This window comes from Streptomyces sp. NBC_00647 (assembly GCF_045207245.1).
Lineage (GTDB): Bacteria > Actinomycetota > Actinomycetes > Streptomycetales > Streptomycetaceae > Streptomyces.
In genome coordinates this window covers 7,379,291-7,398,565 of the sequence record NZ_CP109040.1, presented here as the reverse complement: position 1 = coordinate 7,398,565, position 19,275 = coordinate 7,379,291, and the positions used below count along the sequence as shown (strand labels likewise).

Genomic DNA, 19,275 nt, shown 5'->3' with positions numbered 1-19,275 from the left:
GCCCACCCGAACGGGTCCGCAAGGAGGCTCATCGGGGCCGGCGGCCGACGCGGGGCGCCCGGCACCCGGTGTCTACTGCGCCGCCGCCGCCGGATGCTGGGCCCGGCTCACGTCGTACACGCCGGGCACATTGCGCATCGCGCGCATCAGGGCCTGGAGGCGCGCCGCGTCCGGGAGTTGGAGCGTGTAGGTGTGGCGTACCCGCTGCTGGCTGGGCGGTTCGACGGTCGCCGAGACGACGGCGACCCCCTCCGCCGCGATGGCTTCGGTGAGGTCGGCGAGCAGATGCGGGCGTCCGAAGGATTCGGCGACCAGGGTGACGCGGCACTCGGAGGTGTCCCCCCAGCGCACACCGACCTCCGCGCGTCCCGCGCTCTTCATACGCGCGGCTCCGGCGCACTCCACGCGGTGCACGGTGACCACTCCCCCGCGGACGGCGAAGCCGGTCACCTCGTCGGGCGGTACGGGCGTACAGCAGCCGGCCATGCGTACGGACGCGCCGGGCGGGTCGGCGACGGCGCTCGCGGGGCGGGCGACCTGCGCCTCGGTGGGGCGGGCCGGGGCCTCGATCGGCGGCCTGGGGCTCGTGGCGGAGGTCCCGGACGTCTCCTCGTCGCCGGGTGCGGGATGCGTGGCCATCCAGCGCTGGATGGCGATCCGCGCAGCGGCCGTGTGCGCGTGCTCCAGCCACTCCCTGGACGGCTCGGAGGCGGGGTCCTGGCCCATGAGGAGCTGAACGGTGTCGCCGTCCTTCAGGACCGTACTGAGCGTCGCCAGACGGCCGTTGACGCGGGCTCCGATGCAGGCGTGCGCGTCCTCGCCGTACTGCGCGTAGGCCGCGTCGACGCAACTGGCGCCCTCCGGAAGGCCCAGCGAGCCTCCGTCGGCGCGGAACACGGTGATCTCGCGGTCCTGGGCGAGGTCTTCGCGGAGTGTCGACCAGAACGTGTCCGGGTCCGGGGCGCCCTGTTGCCAGTCGAGCAGCCGGGAGAGCCAGCCGGGACGGGTGGGGTCGGCACGCTCGCCGTCGAAGGGGCGGTCCCCGCCGCCGTCCGGCTGTTCCTCCGACGGCGATGCGTAGGGATTGCCGAGCGCGATGACTCCGGCCTCGGCCACCTTGTGCATCTGGTGCGTGCGGATGAGGACTTCGGCGACCTGGCCGTCGCCGCGGGTCACGGCCGTGTGCAGCGACTGGTACAGGTTGAACTTGGGGACGGCGATGAAGTCCTTGAACTCCGAGACCACCGGGGTGAGACAGGTGTGCAGTTCGCCGAGGACGCCGTAGCAGTCGGCGTCCTCGTTCACGAGCACCAGGAGGCGTCCGAAGTCGGCGCCGCGCATCGGGCCGCGCTTGCGCGACACGCGGTGCACGGAGACGAAGTGCCGTGGCCTTATGAGGACTTCGGCCTGGATGCCGGCGTCGCGCAGGACCACGCGCACCTCCTCCGCGATCTCCGCGAGAGGGTCGTCGCCGCGGCCGGCGTTCTCGGCGATGAGCTCCCGCGTGTGCTCGTACTCCTCGGGGTGCAGGATCGCGAAGACGAGGTCTTCCAGCTCGGTCTTGAGCGCCTGCACACCGAGGCGCTCGGCGAGCGGGATCAGCACGTCCCGGGTCACTTTGGCGATCCGCGCCTGTTTCTCGGGTCGCATGACCCCGAGGGTCCGCATGTTGTGCAGCCGGTCCGCGAGTTTGATCGACATCACCCGGACGTCGTTGCCCGTCGCGACCAGCATCTTCCGGAACGTCTCCGGTTCGGCGGCGGCGCCGTAGTCGACCTTCTCCAACTTGGTGACGCCGTCGACGAGATAGCAGACCTCGTCGCCGAATTCCTCCCGCACCTGATCCAGTGTCACTTCCGTGTCCTCGACGGTGTCGTGGAGCAGGGAGGCGGTCAACGTCGTGGTCTCGGCGCCCAGTTCGGCGAGGATCAGCGTCACGGCGAGGGGGTGCGTGATGTACGGCTCGCCGCTCTTGCGCATCTGGCCGCGGTGCGAGGACTCCGCGAGCACGTACGCCCGGCGCAGGGGCTCGAGTTTGGCGTCGGGGTGGTGGGCGCGGTGCGCCTCGGCCACATGCCCGATGGCGTCCGGCAGCCGGTCACGGGTCGCGGGCCCGAGCAGTGCGGCCCGCCCCAGGCGGCGCAGGTCGATCCGGGGACGCGCCTTCCTGCGGTGCGCCGGGGTCACCCCCGGCTCCAGCGAGGGCGAGCGCTCGGGGGCGGGCATTGCAGGGCCTGGCGTCGCGGGATTCGTCGCCTCCGCACTCATGGGCACCTCCGGCTGCGTAAGACCGGCGGACGGGTGCCCCATGGCGTACTCGGCTCAGGGGATCGTGTCGGTCCCCCGTCCGTGCCGGTGCTTGATGCTACCGAGCCCACCACGCCCGGTTGACCGCCTCTCGCCGAGCGTGAAACGGATCACCCATTCGAGCGAAGGTTTTGGGGTTTACGGTTTCGAACTTTCGGAAGGGACGGCACGGACGTACGGCGTCGCACCAATGACGTCGCACCGATAGGTCGCACCAATAGGGGACGGGGCGCGCCCGTCCCCGGCCGCGCGGCTCAGCGTCGCGCGGCTTCCAGCCACTCGGCGTCGATCTCGCCCTCGGCGAGGATCACCGCGGGGCCCGTCATCTCGATCTCGCCGTCCGCGCGCTCGGTGATCACCAGACGTCCGCCGGGCACGTCGACGGTGTACGTCGCCGGGGTGCCGGTCACGGCGGGGTCGGCGTTGTCGCGGCGGGCCGCGGCGACGGCCACGGCGCACGCGCCCGTCCCGCAGGAGCGGGTCTCTCCGGAACCGCGCTCGTGGACCCGCAGGGCGACATGGCCCGGCCCCCGGTCGACCACGAACTCGACATTGACCCCGTCCGGGTACGCGGACTCGGGGGTGAACGGCGGAGGCGTGTACAGATCGCCGGCGTGCGCGAGGTCGTCCACGAAGGCGACGGCGTGCGGGTTGCCCATGTTCACGTTGCGGGCGGGCCAGCTGCGCTCGCCGACGCTCACCGTCACTTCTCCCCCGGGGAGGAGTGCCTTGCCCATGCCGACGGTGACGTCTCCGTTCTTGGCGACGTGCACGGTCTTCACACCCCCGCGCGTGGCGACGGCCGCATCTCCTTCGACCACATACCCGGCGCGCTGGAGGTAGCGGGCGAACACACGCACTCCGTTGCCGCACATCTCGGCGACCGAGCCGTCGCCGTTGCGGTAGTCCATGAACCACTCCGCCTCGGCCGCCATGTGCTGGGCCTCGGGGTGCGCGGCGGACCGTACGACGTGCAGCAGACCGTCGCCACCGATGCCCGCGCGGCGGTCGCACAGCGCGGCGACAGCGGCCGGGGGCAGGTCGATGACGTTCTCCGGGTCCGGGACGATCACGAAGTCGTTCTCGGTCCCGTGACCCTTGAGGAAGGCGATCCGCGTGCTCATCCCTCGATCGTACGGGGTCGGCACGACAGTCCGGGCGGCGCGGGGCGGGGGTCGGTACGACACGCACGTCCACGTCGGGCGGGTGCCCGGGATCGGGCCCGCGACCCGGCGGACCGGGCCCGCGGAGTCAGCGCAGCCGGGCCACGCGCCACACGGCGAGCACCGCCACCGCGGCGACGACCACGACGTACGCGATCACCACACGCCAGTCCGGGCGGCGGCCGGAGCCGCGCGGCGGGAAGCCGGGCAGGGAGTAACCGACCCGGCGGGCGGCCATCATGCCCCAGCCGGCGGCGCACGAGCAGATCAGCAGCCCGAGCATGGCGACCACGGCACCGCCGTCACCGAACTCGAAGGCCAGGGGGAAGGCGAACATCAGTGAGCCGGTCGCGGCCAGCGCCACGATGGGCGCGAGCTGCCAGATGCGCAGTCGGCGCTGCGGGCGCAGCTCGACCTCGACCTCCGGGGACATCTCGCCGGGACCGGGGCCGTCGGCGATCACCCCGTCGGGGGTCTCCTCGGGGCCGTCGGAGCTCAGGCGCTCTCCGTCCAGCTCCGGCTCGACGCCGGGATCGGCGTCCGGATCGATGCTCAGTCGGACTCCGTCCGGATCAGCACCGTACTCAGTGCCTCGTGCAGTGTCGCGAGGGCCGGCCTCCATCGCCACGCGCCCTCCCAACTCGGACTTCACTGGTCGATCGAAGCTCGATGATGGCACGGCGCCGGAGGCCCGGATGACGGCCGGAGCGTCCCGATGCAATGACGTGATCAGGCTGTGACCGGTCGTTCAACCAACGCCAGTGCGAGCTCCGGGAGTTCTGTGAGATCCGCCGCAGCCCCACTGAGCCAATGCACCCGCGGGTCGCGCCGGAACCACGAATCCTGACGGCGCGCGAAGCGCTTGGTGGCGCGAACGGTCTCGGCGCGGGCCTCGGCATCGGTGCACTCCCCGGCGAGCGCCGCGAGGACCTGCTGGTATCCGAGGGCACGTGACGCCGTGCGCCCCGCGCGCAGGCCGTGCGCCTCCAGGGTGCGCACTTCGTCCACGAGCCCGGCCTCCCACATCCGGTCCACGCGGCGTGCGATGCGCTCGTCGAGCTCGGGGCGCGCCACATCGACACCGATCTGGAGGGTGTCGTACACGGAGTCGTGGCCGGGCAGATTGGCGGTGAAGGGCTTGCCGGTGATCTCGATCACCTCGAGGGCCCGGACGATACGGCGGCCGTTGCTGGGCAGGATCGCGTGGGCGGCCTCGGGGTCGGCCATCGCGAGCCGCGCGTGCAGCGCTCCGGAGCCGCGCAGGGTGAGCTCCTCCTCCAGGCGGGCCCGCACCTCGGGGTCGGTGCCGGGGAACTCCAGGTTGTCGACGGCCCCTCGGACGTACAGCCCGGAGCCGCCCACCAGGATCGGCCAGCGCCCCTCGGCGAGCAGCGCGTCGATGCGGGCGCGGGCGAGCCGCTGGTACTCGGCGACGCTGGCGGTGACCGTCACGTCCCAGATGTCCAGGAGGTGGTGCGGGACGCCGCCGCGCTCGTCGGGCGTCAGCTTGGCGGTGCCGATGTCCATCCCTCGGTACAACTGCATCGAGTCGGCGTTGACGACCTCGCCTCCGAGACGCCTGGCGAGGAAAACGCCCAGATCGGACTTTCCTGCGGCGGTCGGTCCGACGACGGCGATGACCCGGGGGGCGGGGGGTGTGCTACTCACGGTCCCAGTCTCGCAAACCCCCGGCCCTCTCCTCCAACGAGCTACGTGACGCCGTGGGTCCGGGTTCGTTGCCTGATGCGAGGTTCCAGCCGCCGGTTCCGTGAACCGGTGACCCGGGCGACGCAATGGGACGCACCGGGCGACACGGGATTTCGCCCTCACGAGTAACGTATGGAGTGGATATGGGCGTTTTTGCACGACTTCTCCGGAGGTCAAAGGCTACGGAGGAGGCGTCACCCGCCGAGGTGGAGACCGCCGCACAGCCGGACGGCACCGAGGCGGAGCCGGCGGCAGAGGGTTCGTCCGAGAACGAGGGCGAGGCGACGGCGGGGACCGCCGGGACCGACACCGCGGAGGACGTCGACATCCCCAAGCAGCAGACCGCCGAACGGGCCGCCGACAACGAGGCCGGCGAGGGCGCCCGCACATAACTGTCCCGCGAGGGAAGGCGAACCATGGGTCTGATGGACAATCTGAAAGCCAAGCTGGAGCCCGCCAAGGACAAGGTCTCCGGGCTCGCGCAGCAGCACGGGCACAAGGTCACCCACGGCCTCGACAAGGCCGCGAAGGTGGTCGACGAGAAGACCAAGCACAAGTACAGCGGCAAGATCCAGACGGGCACGGGCAAGGCCAAGGACGCCATGGACCGCCTCGCGCACAAGGACGGTGGCGGGACCACGCCCCCACCCGACATGCCGACGCCGCCTCGGACATCCTGAACGACCCACAGATCGGCGGACGGCCGCGAAGCCCTCGGGCTTCCGGCCGTCCGCCGTGTCCGGCCCCGTGCGGGCACGGCGGACGCGACCGACAGCGGACTAGGACGGCGCAAGCGACGCGGGCACGGCGGACGGCGCATGCGACGCGAGCACGGCGGACGGCGTCAGCAACGCGCGCACGCCGGAAGCCTGAGCGACGGGAGCCGCGGGACAACGCCGGGCACGGCGGCGGGCGCGAGCGACGGCAGCTGCGACGCCGCCGGGCGGCGCGTTCGTGCCGCGGCCGTCCTCTCGCTCGTACGGCTCAACGCGCCACGGCTTTCCCGGCGCGACCTCTAGGACCAGGCCGCAACCAGGTACCCCACTCCGTACGGGGCGTCGTCGTAGAGCAGGGCGCCGCCGAGCCCCGCGCCCTCGGCCGCGCCGGCGAGGACCTGCCAGGGGGCGCGCCCCGCGGCCTTCAGCTCGTGGGCCAGAGCGGTGTCCAGTGTCTTGAGGGCCGCCACGTCCGCGGTTCCGAGCGCACGCGCGACCTCCGCGTCGAAGCCCGCCGCGCGCTCGTCGAGATAGCCCGGCGCCTTGACCGTCCTGCACGCGCTGGCGTCACCCATCACCAGCAGCGCCACCCGCACAGCCCGCCCGGCGATGTGCTCCCCCGCCTGGATACATCGCTCGGCCTCCAGAGGTTCCCCCACTCCGAGCCCCTCCACCGGGGCGTCGGACCAGCCGGTGCGCTCCAGCAGCCAGGCGGCGACGGCGAGGGAGGGCGGCAGTCCGCGGTCCGAGGCGTCGGGGCCCGCGGCGGCCGCGGCCGGGCGACCGAGACGCAGGTCGAGATCGACCCCGAAGCCGTTGAAGGAGCCGCGGGTGCCCTCCGGATGCGGGCCGCGACCGCTCTGTTCGGCGGGGCCGACGACCACCAGCAGGTCGGGGCGTGACGCGGCGAGCACGCCCAGCGCGTCCGTGCAGGCCGCGCGGGCGGCGTCCAGCTCGGGTGCCGCGCCGGCGGCGACGTCGGGGACGAGCAGCGGAGGGCAGGGGCAGACTGCGGCGGCTACAAGCATGATCCGCAGCGTAACGGTGCCGACCGACGATCCGCCCCGGCCCCACTCAGGTTCCGCCGGCGCCCGTCGGCCTGCCGTCCCGGCCGGCGTCGGCCTGCTGCCCAAGCCCGTGTCGGCCTGCTGTCCCGGCCAGCGTCGGCTTGCTGTCCCGGCCGGCGTCGCCCCCTCAGTCGGCCGGTCGGTCAGTCGCAGCCGCAGCCGCTGCCCGCGGCGACCGGGAGCGGCTCGGGGGCGCCGATCCTCGGCAGGCCGAGCATGACGCCCGCCGGCTTGGCGGCCTCGGCGGCGTTGCGCTTCTCCCAGGCGTCCCCCGCGCGCGTGCGGCGCACGTCCAGGACGGCGCCCTCGGCGAGCAGGTGGTGCGGGGCGGCGTAGGTGATCTCGACGGTGACCACGTCGCCGGGGCGGACCTCTTCGTCGGGCTTGGTGAAGTGGACCAGCCGGTTGTCGGGGGCGCGGCCGGACAGCCGGTGGGTGGCGCCGTCCTTACGGCCCTCCCCCTCGGCGACCATCAGCTCCAGGGTGCGGCCGACCTGCTTCTTGTTCTCGCCCCAGGAGATCTCCTCCTGGAGGGCGACGAGACGCTCGTAGCGCGCCTGGACGACCTCCTTGGGGATCTGCCCCTCCATGGTGGCCGCCGGAGTGCCGGGGCGCTTGGAGTACTGGAAGGTGAAGGCCGCCGAGAAGCGGGCCTCGCGGACCGCGTGCAGGGTCTGCTCGAAGTCCTCCTCCGTCTCACCGGGGAAGCCCACGATGATGTCGGTGGTGATCGCCGCGTCCGGGATGGCGGCCCGGACCTTCTCGATGATCCCCAGGAAGCGGTCCTGGCGGTACGAGCGGCGCATCGCCTTCAGCACGGTGTCCGATCCGGACTGCATCGGCATGTGCAGCTGCGGCATCACGTTCGGGGTCTCGGCCATGGCGGCGATCACGTCGTCGGTGAAGTCGCGCGGGTGCGGCGAGGTGAAGCGGACCCGCTCCAGGCCCTCGATCTGCCCGCAGGCGCGCAGCAGCTTGCTGAAGGCCTCACGGTCGCCGATGTCGCTGCCGTACGCGTTGACGTTCTGGCCGAGCAGGGTGATCTCCGAGACGCCCTCGCCGACCAGGGCCTCGATCTCGGCCAGGATGTCGCCGGTCCGGCGGTCCCTCTCCTTGCCGCGCAGCGCCGGGACGATGCAGAAGGTGCAGGTGTTGTTGCAGCCGACGGAGATCGACACCCAGGCCGCGTACGCGCTCTCGCGGCGGGTCGGCAGGGTGGAGGGGAAGGCCTCCAGGGACTCGGCGATCTCGACCTGCGCCTCTTCCTGGACGCGGGCGCGCTCCAGGAGGACCGGCAGCTTGCCGATGTTGTGCGTGCCGAAGACGACGTCCACCCAGGGCGCCCGCTTCACGATGGTGTCGCGGTCCTTCTGGGCGAGGCAGCCGCCGACGGCGATCTGCATGCCCGGACGCTTCGTCTTCATCGGGGCGAGGCGGCCGAGGTTGCCGTAGAGCTTGTTGTCGGCGTTCTCCCGTACGGCGCAGGTGTTGAAGACGACGACGTCCGCGTCGCCGTCCGAGCCCGCGGGCGCCTTCACATAACCGGCGTCCTCGAGGAGCCCGGAGAGCCGTTCGGAGTCATGGACGTTCATCTGACACCCGTAGGTGCGCACTTCATACGTCTTCGATTCCTGAACGTCCACTGCCTGACTCCGGTCGCCGCTGCTCATGTGACAAGGGTAGGCGGTGCCTGGAGTACGTCCGGACGCCGGAGCCGCGGCCCGTGCGCTGCCCGGAGATCCACGGACCGCCCGGACCGCTCCTGACCTGCCGCGGAGTCATGATCACTCGATCAGCGCGACGAGCCGCTCCGCGACCGTCTTCGCGGCGGCTCCCAGCAGGATCGTGTAGTGGTTGGTGCCCGCGATCAGCTCGGCGGGCAGGCCCGGGGACCTGCCGGTCCAGTGCTGGACCTCGGCCGCCCGCAGCATCGGCGGCTCCTGCCCGAGCAGCCCGAGCGGCGCGTGCAGCAGCCGAGCCGGGACGGACAGCCGCGTGAGGTCGGCGGCGAACAGGTCGGCGGAGGCCAGCAGATCCCGCCCGTCGTGCCGTACGGCCTCCTCGCGCGCCTTGGAACGCCGGGCGCCCCGGGGCCCCGTGAGGTCGTAGCGCACGTACGTCTCGATGTCCGCGTTCCAGTCGGGGCCGAGCGCCGGATGCGCGCGGAAGAAGTCGACGTAGTCCTGGTCGGTCGCGAAGGTCCGGCCGAGGCGGGCCAGCGCGGGGCCGAGGGTGACGTCCAGGACGGCGTCGAGGTCGGCGCCGGGCGGCACGGGGAGGGGCAGGCCGCCGTCGACGAGCAGCAGCCGGTCGAACAGCTCCGGCCGTCGCGCCGCCGCGCGCAGCGCGATGTACGCGCCCATCGAGTGCCCGGTCAGGGCGACGGGCCGGCCCGCGCCCAGGTCCTCCGCGAGGCGGCACAGGTCCGTGGCGTGCCGGTCGAGGCCGTAATCGCCGGGGGTGCCGGCGCTGCCGCCGCGCCCCCTCAGGTCGGGCGCGAACAGGGTCCATTCGTCGGGGAGTCGACGGGCCATGGCACCGAAGGCCATCCCGGACGCGGTGATGCCGTGCGCCGCGAGGGCTGTCCGCGGCCCCCGCCCGAACCGCAGGACACGGAGCGTTCCGCCCTCGACGGGCAGATCGAGTTCGGCCGGCTCGTTCATGCGCTCTCCTGGTCGTCGCTGGTGGACACCCCGAGGTGCCGACGGCCCTGCGGTTCCTGGTGGCCAGCCCGAAGGGGCGAAGGGGCGAAGGGGCGAAGGGGCGCAAGCTAGCAAGCCGGTCGGCGGTACCGGAAGGGTGCGGGTCGGCCGACCGGCAGAGGCGGCCAACAGGGGCGGCCGGCCTGGAGGCGGGAGAGCGGCAGCCGCCGCTCCCCCGGGTGCCGCGGACACGCGCTAGGCGTCCGGGGCGCTCCACCCCTGCCGCCGCAGGACCTCCGACACATCCGGGGCCCTGTAGTGCTCGCCCTTGAGGACCTTGCCGTCGGCCCTGCGGGCGATATGGCCGTCGGGGCCCAGCTTCGTCATGTTGGAGCGGTGGATCTCGGCGATCACCGCGTCGAGGTCGATCCCGTGGACGAGAGCCGTTCCGTACGCCACGTACACGACGTCGGCGAGCTCGTGCGCCAGCCGGTCGAGCGGGCCGCCGACCGCGACCTCGGCGACCTCGGCCGCCTCCTCGGCCAGCAGTTCGCCGCGGTGCGCGGCGAGCTTCGGGGAGACCTCGGCCGGGGTGTCGCGGACCTCGAGGCCGAAGGCGAGATGGAACGCACGGACCAGGGAGGCGGGCGAAGGGGCGGCGCCGGACTCGGCGGCGGCCGGGGAAGGCAGCGGAGTGGCGGAAGGCGCGACCTGTGACGGGGAAGACGGCTGCATCCGACGAGCCTATCGATCCGCCGGAACCCCCTTGTGAGTCCCGCCCTGGTCAGGACCGCCCCCGGACTGGCAGGATCGCGCGCATGTTCCAGGCACTCCCCCGTATCGGCCGGCGCCGCGCGCTGTTCGGCTCGGCGACCGCTCTCACGGTCGTCGGCCTGCTGCTGTGGTGGCTGCTGCCGCTGAGCGAGGAGGCCCCGAGCGGGACGATCACCTTCAGCACGGGCACCCGGACCGGGGTCTACCAGATGTACGGCAAGCTCCTCCAGAGCGCCATCGCCAAGGACCTGCCGAACCTGGACGTCCAGCTGAAGAAGAGCGACGGATCGCAGCAGAACGTCCGGCGCGTGGCCACGGGCGAGGCCGACTTCACCATCGCGGCGGCCGACGCCGTGGAGACGTACATCCTCCAGAACAAGCCGGGATCGGGCCGGCTGCGCGGTTGCTCACGGCTCTACGACGACTATGTGCACCTGGTGGTCCCGCGCTCGTCGTCCGTGCGGTCCGTGGCGGACCTGAAGGGCCGGAGGGTCGCCCTCGGACCGAGCGGTTCCGGGGTGCGGCTGATCGCGAACCATGTGCTCGAGGCGGCGGGGCTGGACCCCGACACGGACATCGAGCCCCTCGACGACGGCATCGCGACCATGCCCGGCCTGCTCAAGGAACACAAGATCGACGCCTTCTTCTGGTCGGGCGGCCTGCCGACGAGCGCCGTGGTGGACCTCGCCAAGGCCGACGACATCAGGCTGGTGCCGATCGGCGGCGACCTCGTCAAGAAACTGCACGAGCAGGGCGGCGCCTCCCGCTATTACCGGTCCGCCCAGATGCCCGCCGACGCCTACCCCGAGGCGCAGCGCGGCTCCCCCGTGCAGACCCTGGCCGTGGCCAACTACCTGATCACCCGTGAGGACGCGGACGCGAAGCTCACCGAGGAGCTCACCCGCACGGTGATCACGAGCCGCGACCGGATCGGCGGTGTGGTGCACGCGGCCCAGCTGGTGGACCTGCGCACGGCGATCTACACGGACCCGCTGCCCCTGCACGACGGCGCAAGCCGCTACTACCGGTCGATCAAGCCCTGACCCGCGGCGCCGTGACCCCGGCGCCGCCTCCTGCCGCATCCGTGGAGCCGCCCGGTTCCGGCACGGGCCGTCCCGCGGAGCGGCGCCCCGCACGGTCCCTCAGGCCGCAGGACCCGACCTGGGCACCGTCACCGTCACCCGCAGGCCGTGCGGCTCGTGGTGGTCGTACGCGATGGAGCCGCCGCCCGCGGCGAGCAGGGCCCGCGAGATGGAGAGGCCGAGGCCCGAGCCCTTGACGTTCTGGTGGACCGCGCTGCGCCAGAAGCGGTCGCCGATGCGGGCCAGGTCCTCGTCGCCGAGGCCGGGGCCGCCGTCGGTGACCACGATGGTCGAGGACTCGCCGTTCGACGCGACGGTCACCTCGACGCTCTCCCCCTCGGGTGTGAACTTGACCGCGTTGTCGATCACCGCGTCCAGGGCGCTGGACAGGGTGACGGGGTCGGCCCACGCGGTGGTGGGCGGGCAGGTCCCCGCCAGTCGTACGCCCCTGCTCTCGGCGACCGGCTCCCAGGACGCCACGCGCTCGGCGGCCAGCTCGCCGATGTCGGTGAGCCGCACATCGGCTTCGGCGTGCTCGGCGAGCGCCAGGTCGAGCAGATCGTCGAGCACCTGGGTGAGGCGCTTGCCCTCGGTGCGGACCGAGGCGATCTCCTGGTTGTCCTCGGGGAGTTCGAGAGCGAGGAGCTCGATGCGCAGAAGCAGCGCCGAGAGCGGGTTGCGCAGCTGGTGCGAGGCGTCGGCGACGAAGGCGCGCTGCTGCTCCAGCACGTCCTCGACGTTGTCCGCCATCTCGTTGAAAGACCGGGCCAGGCGCTGGAGTTCGGGCGGTCCGCCGGCGGGCGCGACCCGGGACTTCAGCCGGCCGGTCGCGATGTCGTGGGTGGTGGCGTCGAGGACGCGCACGGGCCTGAGCACCCAGCCGGTGAGGCGCAGCGCGGCACCGAGCGCGAGGAGCATCGCGGCGATCTCGCCCGCGCCGATGATCAGCCAGCCGTGCAGGGTCTTGGAGCGCATCTGCCCGGTGGGCGAGTCGGTGACGACGACGGCGACGACGTCACCGTCCCTGATGACCGGGGACGCGACGACGAGCCGGTGGCGCTGCCAGGGCCAGACCTGCTCCGGGTCGTGGCTGCGGCGGCTGACGAGCGCCTCGTTGAAGGCGTCGCGGGCCACTCCCGTCCCGGGCACACGCCAGGTTTCCGGGGCGTTGGCCATGGGCGTGCGGTTGCGGTAGAAGACGCCGGCCCGGATGCCGTACACCTCGAAGTAGCGGGTGAGTTCGGTCCGCAGGGTTTCGCCGCGTTCGTCCGGGAAGCCCCCCTGGGAACCGCCGGAGGCGTCGGTGACGTACTGGGCGAGGGCCGCGAAGCGCGCGGTGTCGTCGATGCGGTCGACGACCACGCGCTGCTGCTGGGCCGCCGCGACACTCACCGCGAGCGGGATGCCGAGCGCGAGCAGGACGGCTGCCATCAGGACGATGAGCAGCGGAAGGAGACGTGTGCGCACCCGTGCCCGCTACGAAGCCGGGGCGACGAGCCGGTACCCGACGCCGCGTACGGTCTCGATCAGCGCCGGCATGCGCAGTTTGGAGCGCAGCGACGCGACGTGCACCTCCAGGGTGCGCCCGGTTCCTTCCCAGCTGGTGCGCCACACCTCGCTGATGATCTGCTCCCGGCGGAACACCACTCCGGGGCGCTGGGCGAGCAGGGCGAGCAGGTCGAACTCCTTGCGGGTCAGCTGGACCGTCGAACCGTCCACGGTGACCTGGCGGTTGGGGAGTTCGATGTGTACGGAGCCGAGGCGCAGCAGGGTCTCGCCGGGGGCCGCCGCGTCGTCGTGGACGCTGCGCCGGCTGACGGCGTGGATCCGGGCGAGCAGTTCCCCGGTGTCGTAGGGCTTCACCACGTAGTCGTCGGCGCCGAGGTTGAGGCCGTGGATGCGGGACCGTACGTCCGCGCGCGCGGTGACCATGATCACCGGGGTGGCGGTCCGCTTGCGGATCTTGCCGCAGACCTCGTAACCGTCCTGGTCGGGCAGTCCCAGGTCGAGCAGGACGACACCGAAGCCGTCGCTCTCCGGGACCAGCGCCTGCAGGGCCTCCTCGCCGCTGCGGGCGTGCGTGACGTCGAAACCGTGCCGTGCCAGCACCGCGGACAGGGCAGCGGCGACGTGATTGTCGTCCTCGACGAGGAGCAGTCTCATTCCGGCCCCCTCCGGTTCCTAGGTCGTACGATGTCTGCGTGTAGAACGCGGTGCACGCTCGCGTGCACCAAGGAAGTCACGCCGATGGACAAGGACGGCGTCAAGAGGCTTCGGGTTGCGCGGAGCTTCCGTTACCCAGCCGGTACGCGCATTTGTACGGTCCGCTACGACACGTGTCCGATTGCTGCCGGATCGTGATGCTCAAGTTCCCCTCAGATGTAATGACGCTGGTCGTACGGCGTTACTACTGTCCTCCGAAACCGACGAGGACGGAGCCCGAAAGCGATGACCGACGTATCGGTGGTCAAGGACGCCATGCCCGCGACCGACGAACTGGTTGTCCTGAAGAGCGTCAACAAGCACTTCGGCGCGTTGCACGTGCTCCAGGACATCGACCTGACGATCACCCGTGGTGAGGTCGTCGTGGTCATCGGGCCCTCCGGGTCCGGAAAGTCCACGCTGTGCCGCACCATCAACCGCCTGGAGACGATCGATTCGGGTGACATCTCGATCGACGGCAAGCCGCTGCCCCAGGAGGGCAAGGGGCTGGCCCGGCTCCGGGCCGATGTGGGCATGGTCTTCCAGTCCTTCAACCTCTTCGCGCACAAGACCGTGCTCGAGAACGTGATGCTGGGGCAGATCAAGGTCCGCAAGACCGACAAGAAGGCGGCGGAGGAGAAGGCCCGCGCGCTGCTCGACCGCGTCGGTGTCGGCACGCAGGCCGACAAGTACCCCGCACAGCTGTCGGGCGGCCAGCAGCAGCGCGTCGCGATCGCGCGGGCGCTGGCGATGGACCCCAAGGTCATGCTCTTCGACGAGCCGACCTCCGCGCTGGACCCCGAGATGATCAACGAGGTCCTCGAAGTCATGCAGCAGCTGGCCCGGGACGGCATGACCATGATCGTCGTCACCCACGAGATGGGGTTCGCTCGTTCGGCTGCCAACCGCGTCGTCTTCATGGCCGACGGCCGCATCGTCGAAGAGGCTGTGCCGGACCAGTTCTTCAGCAACCCGCGCAGCGACCGTGCCAAGGACTTCCTCTCGAAGATCCTGCACCACTGACGTCCCCGCGCGTGGGGATCCCTGACGACCCCGCGCGTGGGGGACTCCTCACGTCACCCGCCCGTCGACGGCCCATAGTTCTTCATCACTCAAAGGATGTTCCTCATGAAGCTCCGCAAGGCAGCCGCCGCCTCGGCAGCCGTACTCGCTCTCGCCGCGACCGCCACCGCGTGCGGTTCGGACGACAAGAACGACAGCGGGTCCTCGTCCTCCGGCGGCGGCAAGATCAAGGTCGGCATCAAGTACGACCAGCCCGGTCTCGGCCTCAAGCAGCCCGACGGTTCCTTCGCCGGTTTCGACGTGGACGTCGCGACCTACGTGGCCAAGCAGCTCGGTTACAAGCCCGACCAGATCGAGTTCGTCGAGACGAAGAGCGCCGACCGTGAGAACGCGCTCGCCCGCGGCGACGTGAAGTTCATCGCGGCCACCTACTCGATCACCGACGAGCGCAAGCAGAAGGTCGACTTCGCCGGCCCGTACCTCCTGGCCCACCAGGACCTGCTCGTCAAGGCCGACTCGAACATCTCCAAGGGCACGGACCTCAACGGCAAGAAGCTCTGCTCCGTGACCGGCTCGACCTCGGCGCAGAACATCAAGGACACCATCGCCCCGAAGGCGAACCTGCGTCAGTACAGCGGCTACTCGGAGTGCATCGCGGGCCTGCAGAGCGGCGCCGTGGACGCGGTGACCACCGACGACTCGATCCTCGCGGGCTTCGCCGCGCAGGACAAGTACAAGGGTCAGTTCAAGCTCGCCGGGCTCAAGCTCAGCAACGAGAACTACGGCGTCGGCATCAAGAAGGGCGACACCGAGCTGGAGAAGAAGATCAACGCCGCGCTGACGAAGATGGTGGCCGACGGCGCCTGGAAGACGGCGGTCGAGAAGAACTTCGGCCCGGCGCAGTACAAGTACGAGCCCGCCCCGAAGGTCGGCGTGATCGTCTCGTAGTCCGGAGATCACCAGCCAACGCAGGGACCCCCGGGCAACGCAGGAACCCGGGGGTCCACGCGGGGTTCCGCAGGTGTGCCGCCGCCCGACGCGATCACGGCGGCGGCACACCGCGTCCGCCAGTACGCCACCACCCGGAAGCGCGGGAGATCGTGTTCGACTTTCTTCAAGGTTATGACGTCCTAGGGGCGTTCTGGACGACGGTGAAACTCACCGTCTTCTCCGCCCTCGGCTCCCTGGTCCTGGGCACCCTGCTGGCCGCGATGCGGGTCAGCCCGGTCCCGCTCATGCGCGGCTTCGGCACCGCCTACGTGAACATCGTCCGGAACATCCCGCTGACCGTCATCATCGTCTTCAGCTCGCTCGGTCTCGCGGACATCTTCGGTGTCACGCTGGGCGCGCCCGACAACTTCGATCTCCAGGGTTTCCGGCTCGCGGTCCTCAGTCTCATCGGCTATCACGCGGCCTTCGTCTGCGAGGCGCTGCGCTCCGGCATCAACACCGTGCCGGTCGGGCAGGCCGAGGCGGCCCGCGCGATCGGACTGAGCTTCAGCCAGACCCTCCGGCTCGTCGTGCTGCCGCAGGCGTTCCGTTCCGTCATCGTCCCGCTGGCGAACGTGCTGATCGCGCTGACCAAGAACACGACCGTGGCCGCCGCCATCGGCGTGGCCGAGGCCGCCAGCCTGATGAAGACGATGATCGAGAACGAGGCCCAGACGGTCCTCATCGCCGCGTTCTTCGCCTTCGGGTTCGTGGTCCTGACCCTCCCCACCGGCCTCATTCTCGGCTGGCTGGGCAAGCGACTGGCGGTGAAGCGATGACCTCCGTCCTCTACGACGCTCCCGGTCCCCGGGCCAAGCGCCGCAATCTGCTCCTCTCGGTGGTCTTCTTCGTCCTGCTCGCCCTGTTCCTGTGGTGGATCTGGACGGCGATGGACGACAAGGGCCAGCTGAAGTGGGACCTGTGGGAGCCGTTCACCACGGCGGACGCCTGGAGCACGTATCTGTGGCCGGGTCTTCTCGGCACGCTGAAGGCGGCCGCGCTCAGCGTGGTGATCGCCCTGCCGCTGGGCGCCTTCTTCGGCATCGCGCGCATGTCCGACCACCGCTGGGTGCGTGTTCCGGCGGGTGCCGTGGTCGAGTTCTTCCGGTCGATCCCGGTCCTGCTGCTCATGCTGTTCGCGAACGAGCTCTACGCCAAGTCCGGGAACATCCCCAGCGAGGACCGTCCGTTCTACGCGGTCGTCACCGGTCTGGTGCTCTACAACGCCGCGGTCCTCGCCGAGGTCGTACGGGCCGGCATCCTCGCGCTTCCCAAGGGGCAGACGGAGGCCGCGTACGCGATCGGTCTGCGCAAGGGCCAGACGATGACCAGCATCCTGCTGCCGCAGTCGGTCACCGTGATGCTCCCGGCGATCGTCGGCCAGCTCGTCGTCATCGTGAAGGACACCGCGCTGGGCGGCGTGATGATCGGATACTCGGAACTCCTCACCGCGCGGAGCACGCTCGCCGCCAACTACGCCAACGTCATCCCGAGCTTCATCGTGGTCGCCGTCATCTTCATCGTGGTGAACTTCGCGATCACCAGCTTCGCCTCCTGGCTGGAAGGCAGGCTGCGGCGCGGCAAGAAGACGACCGGCGCGGTGCTCTCTCCGAACGACGCGTCGATCGCCGGTACCGCGGCGACGGGCGCGGGCGGGGGCGGCATCTGACGCATCGTCCGAAGAACGGCCGATCGTTTTGACCGACGGGGGGCAGTGGCATGATCGCCACTGCCCCCCGTCACTTGACGCAAGCAGCGGCAATGGGTTGCATACGTTCTGTGATCGTGCACCCCGCTCCACCTGCCTGTTCCCGTACGTCCCTCAGGACACAGCTCCGGGCAGGGGGCACCGCGTCGTGGACCCGGTGATCATCGTCGGAGCAGGGCCCGTGGGGCTCACGCTCGCCCTTGCGCTGGCCCGCCAGGAGGTCCCCTCCGTGGTCCTCGACGAGGGGCCGGGCAAGGACGAACAGCGGCTCGCGCGGACCGTGGTGCTGCGCGAGGACACCGTGGCGCTCGTCGAACGGCTGACGGGACTGCCCCTCGACGACGCCGGCTTCCGTTGGGCCGGATGGCGGTCGATGCGGCGCAAGCAGGTGATGCGCGAGATCGCTTTCGGCGCGGAGAGTTCCTGGAGCGTGGAGCGCTCGAGGAGCACCGCCGACTCCCGGAGCGCGGGAATCCCGGCCGACGGCGAGGAGTTCACCGCCCCGCTGCACATCGCCCAGCACGCGCTGACCGGCGCCCTGCGCGAGGCCATCATCCACGAGCGGCTCATCAAGGTCGCCGTGCACAGCCGCCTCGACTCCGTCGAGCAGGAGACATCGGGGGTCACGGCGCACACCCGGGGACCCAAGGGCACCTGGTGGCGCGGCAGTTACCTGGTCGGCTGCGACGGACCGCGCTCGACCGTGCGCAAGCTCCAGGACATCCGCTTCCCCGGGCGTACCGCCGTCGAGCGGCACGCCGTGGCGGCCCTGCGTACGGAACTTCCCTGGCCAGGTGAGGCGTTGCTGCACCGGACGCCGCCATGGCGGACGTCCGGCCCCTCGGTCGACGAGGTGACCGCTCGTCCCCTCGCCGAGGACGTGTGGCGCCTGGACTGGCTGCTGCCCCCGGGCAAGGACCTGGTCACGCCCGACCTGCTGGTGGCCCGGGTCCGGGAGACCCTCGGCGGCTGGAGCGGGGGCACCACACCCGCGTACGAACTGCTCGACACCGGCGTCCACACCGTCCACCACCGTCTGGCCCGCCGTTGGCGCGTCGGCCGGGTCTTCCTCGCCGGGGACGCGGCCCATCTGCTCGGCGCTCTCGGCACCCAGGGCCTGGACGAAGGGCTGCGGGACGCCGACAACCTCGCCTGGAAACTGGCGCTCGCCTGGCATCACGGCCCGCACAAGGCGCTCCTCGACAGCTATCAGGCGGAGCGGCGCGCCGTGGTCGCCGCCCGGCTGCGCGCCGCCGATCAGGCACTGCCTCTGCTGCGGGGCGGTGGCGGCCTGCGCGCCTACGTCCCCGGGTCGGCCCGTGGTCACGACGCGTTGCTCACGGACGGCCACCTGGGTCGCGGACCACTGGGCGCGCCGGGGGCGTACCCCGACTCACCTCTGGCACCCCCGCACGCCGAGTCGCACGCCCCCGTCGGCACCGAGCCCGGCGCACCGGTCGTCGATGTGCGGGTGACCGCTGAGGACGGCTCGTTCGTACCGCTGCGGGAGCGGCTCGGGCGCGGTGTCCTGCTCGTCGTGCTGATCGCTCCGGGTACGGGGGTGTGGGAGCGCAAGCACTGGGTGACGGCCGGCATCATGCCCCGGCTCGCCGCCGCCGTGACCGCGTTGCCGCACCCCGCCGAACTGCTCGTCGCGGAGAGCTACCCGGGTGCGGCCGCGCACACCGTTCTCCTGGTCCGCCCCGACGGACACCTGGTCACCGCGCTCGCCGGAGTCCGCCCGGCCGACCTGTACGAGGCGGCCGAGGCGGCCCTCGGCGGACCGGCGGAGACCGCGGCCGAGGCGACGGCGACCGCGGGCAGCAGTTGAACACTGAGTAAGCAGTTGAACGATCAGTAGCCGTCCGAGCTGGGGGTTTCCCAGCTCCTCGGA

At 71.3% G+C, this 19,275-nt stretch carries 19 protein-coding genes; 9 read left to right on the top strand and 10 right to left on the bottom strand.

Annotated elements, in window-relative coordinates:
* Positions 1 to 72: 72 nt before the first annotated feature.
* From OG788_RS32580 to miaA, 4 genes are all read right to left on the bottom strand, one after another.
* Positions 73 to 2,268: a RelA/SpoT family protein gene (locus OG788_RS32580; protein WP_406374758.1), complete on the bottom strand. Its 2,196-nt coding sequence runs from the start codon at positions 2,266 to 2,268 to the stop codon at positions 73 to 75.
* A gap of 293 nt (positions 2,269 to 2,561) precedes the next feature.
* Entirely contained in the window at positions 2,562 to 3,431 is an 870-nt protein-coding gene (dapF, locus tag OG788_RS32575; RefSeq protein WP_406374757.1) for a diaminopimelate epimerase, read from the bottom strand.
* Positions 3,432 to 3,558: 127 nt separating this feature from the next.
* Positions 3,559 to 4,092, bottom strand: coding sequence for a hypothetical protein (locus OG788_RS32570; RefSeq protein WP_406376905.1), 534 nt, complete (start codon positions 4,090 to 4,092; stop codon positions 3,559 to 3,561).
* Between the two features lie 107 nt (positions 4,093 to 4,199).
* The gene (gene miaA / locus OG788_RS32565) at positions 4,200 to 5,138 is read right to left on the bottom strand and encodes a tRNA (adenosine(37)-N6)-dimethylallyltransferase MiaA (protein ID WP_406374756.1); all 939 of its coding nucleotides are present in this window, start codon (positions 5,136 to 5,138) and stop codon (positions 4,200 to 4,202) included.
* A gap of 245 nt (positions 5,139 to 5,383) precedes the next feature.
* Here miaA and OG788_RS32560 point away from each other — a divergent pair, with 245 nt between their 5' ends.
* From OG788_RS32560 to OG788_RS32550, 3 genes are all read left to right on the top strand, one after another.
* Complete coding sequence (locus OG788_RS32560; protein ID WP_406374755.1) at positions 5,384 to 5,569, top strand: gliding motility protein; 186 nt, start codon at positions 5,384 to 5,386, stop codon at positions 5,567 to 5,569.
* 24 nt (positions 5,570 to 5,593) lie between these two features.
* Entirely contained in the window at positions 5,594 to 5,857 is a 264-nt protein-coding gene (locus tag OG788_RS32555; protein ID WP_356755616.1) for an antitoxin, read from the top strand.
* 138 nt (positions 5,858 to 5,995) lie between these two features.
* Positions 5,996 to 6,196: a hypothetical protein gene (locus OG788_RS32550; RefSeq protein ID WP_406374754.1), complete on the top strand. Its 201-nt coding sequence runs from the start codon at positions 5,996 to 5,998 to the stop codon at positions 6,194 to 6,196.
* On the opposite strand, the gene OG788_RS32545 is transcribed toward OG788_RS32550, so the two are convergent.
* The 4 genes from OG788_RS32545 to OG788_RS32530 all read right to left on the bottom strand — a co-directional run bounded on the left by OG788_RS32545 (position 6,193) and on the right by OG788_RS32530 (position 10,337).
* Positions 6,193 to 6,921, bottom strand: coding sequence for a class III extradiol dioxygenase subunit B-like domain-containing protein (locus OG788_RS32545; protein ID WP_406374753.1), 729 nt, complete (start codon positions 6,919 to 6,921; stop codon positions 6,193 to 6,195). The two genes, OG788_RS32550 and OG788_RS32545, sit on opposite strands and share 4 nt — an antisense overlap.
* A 182-nt stretch (positions 6,922 to 7,103) precedes the next feature.
* Complete coding sequence (miaB, locus tag OG788_RS32540) at positions 7,104 to 8,630, bottom strand: tRNA (N6-isopentenyl adenosine(37)-C2)-methylthiotransferase MiaB (protein WP_406374752.1); 1,527 nt, start codon at positions 8,628 to 8,630, stop codon at positions 7,104 to 7,106.
* A 114-nt stretch (positions 8,631 to 8,744) separates the two neighbouring features.
* Positions 8,745 to 9,623 carry an alpha/beta hydrolase gene (locus tag OG788_RS32535; protein WP_406374751.1) on the bottom strand — a complete coding sequence of 293 codons (879 nt, stop codon included), beginning with the start codon at positions 9,621 to 9,623 and terminating at the stop codon, positions 8,745 to 8,747.
* Positions 9,624 to 9,857: 234 nt separating this feature from the next.
* Positions 9,858 to 10,337, bottom strand: a complete 480-nt coding sequence (locus OG788_RS32530) for a MazG nucleotide pyrophosphohydrolase domain-containing protein (protein ID WP_406374750.1) — start codon at positions 10,335 to 10,337, stop codon at positions 9,858 to 9,860.
* A gap of 83 nt (positions 10,338 to 10,420) precedes the next feature.
* On the opposite strand from OG788_RS32530, the gene OG788_RS32525 reads away from it, so the two are divergent.
* Positions 10,421 to 11,419 (top strand): TAXI family TRAP transporter solute-binding subunit, encoded by a 999-nt coding sequence (locus tag OG788_RS32525; protein WP_406374749.1) that lies wholly within the window; start codon positions 10,421 to 10,423, stop codon positions 11,417 to 11,419.
* 99 nt (positions 11,420 to 11,518) lie between these two features.
* On the opposite strand, the gene OG788_RS32520 is transcribed toward OG788_RS32525, so the two are convergent.
* Together OG788_RS32520 and OG788_RS32515 are read right to left on the bottom strand one after the other, a co-directional pair.
* A complete protein-coding gene (locus OG788_RS32520; RefSeq protein ID WP_406374748.1) occupies positions 11,519 to 12,925 on the bottom strand; it encodes an ATP-binding protein in 1,407 nt (468 codons plus the stop codon).
* A 9-nt stretch (positions 12,926 to 12,934) separates the two neighbouring features.
* The gene (locus tag OG788_RS32515) at positions 12,935 to 13,621 is read right to left on the bottom strand and encodes a response regulator transcription factor (protein WP_266763384.1); all 687 of its coding nucleotides are present in this window, start codon (positions 13,619 to 13,621) and stop codon (positions 12,935 to 12,937) included.
* A gap of 285 nt (positions 13,622 to 13,906) precedes the next feature.
* Between OG788_RS32515 and OG788_RS32510 the strand changes: the two genes are divergently transcribed.
* The 5 genes from OG788_RS32510 (at position 13,907) to OG788_RS32490 (ending at position 19,212) form a co-directional block, all read left to right on the top strand.
* Entirely contained in the window at positions 13,907 to 14,683 is a 777-nt protein-coding gene (locus OG788_RS32510; protein WP_351549758.1) for an amino acid ABC transporter ATP-binding protein, read from the top strand.
* 105 nt (positions 14,684 to 14,788) lie between these two features.
* The gene (locus tag OG788_RS32505) at positions 14,789 to 15,631 is read left to right on the top strand and encodes a glutamate ABC transporter substrate-binding protein (protein ID WP_351549761.1); all 843 of its coding nucleotides are present in this window, start codon (positions 14,789 to 14,791) and stop codon (positions 15,629 to 15,631) included.
* Positions 15,632 to 15,783: 152 nt separating this feature from the next.
* A complete protein-coding gene (locus OG788_RS32500) occupies positions 15,784 to 16,452 on the top strand; it encodes an amino acid ABC transporter permease (RefSeq protein WP_351549764.1) in 669 nt (222 codons plus the stop codon).
* Positions 16,449 to 17,342 carry an amino acid ABC transporter permease gene (locus OG788_RS32495; protein WP_351549767.1) on the top strand — a complete coding sequence of 298 codons (894 nt, stop codon included), beginning with the start codon at positions 16,449 to 16,451 and terminating at the stop codon, positions 17,340 to 17,342. Before OG788_RS32500 ends, OG788_RS32495 begins: the two co-directional genes overlap by 4 nt.
* A 187-nt stretch (positions 17,343 to 17,529) precedes the next feature.
* Positions 17,530 to 19,212 carry an FAD-dependent monooxygenase gene (locus tag OG788_RS32490; protein WP_406374747.1) on the top strand — a complete coding sequence of 561 codons (1,683 nt, stop codon included), beginning with the start codon at positions 17,530 to 17,532 and terminating at the stop codon, positions 19,210 to 19,212.
* The last annotated feature ends 63 nt before the right edge of the window (positions 19,213 to 19,275 follow it).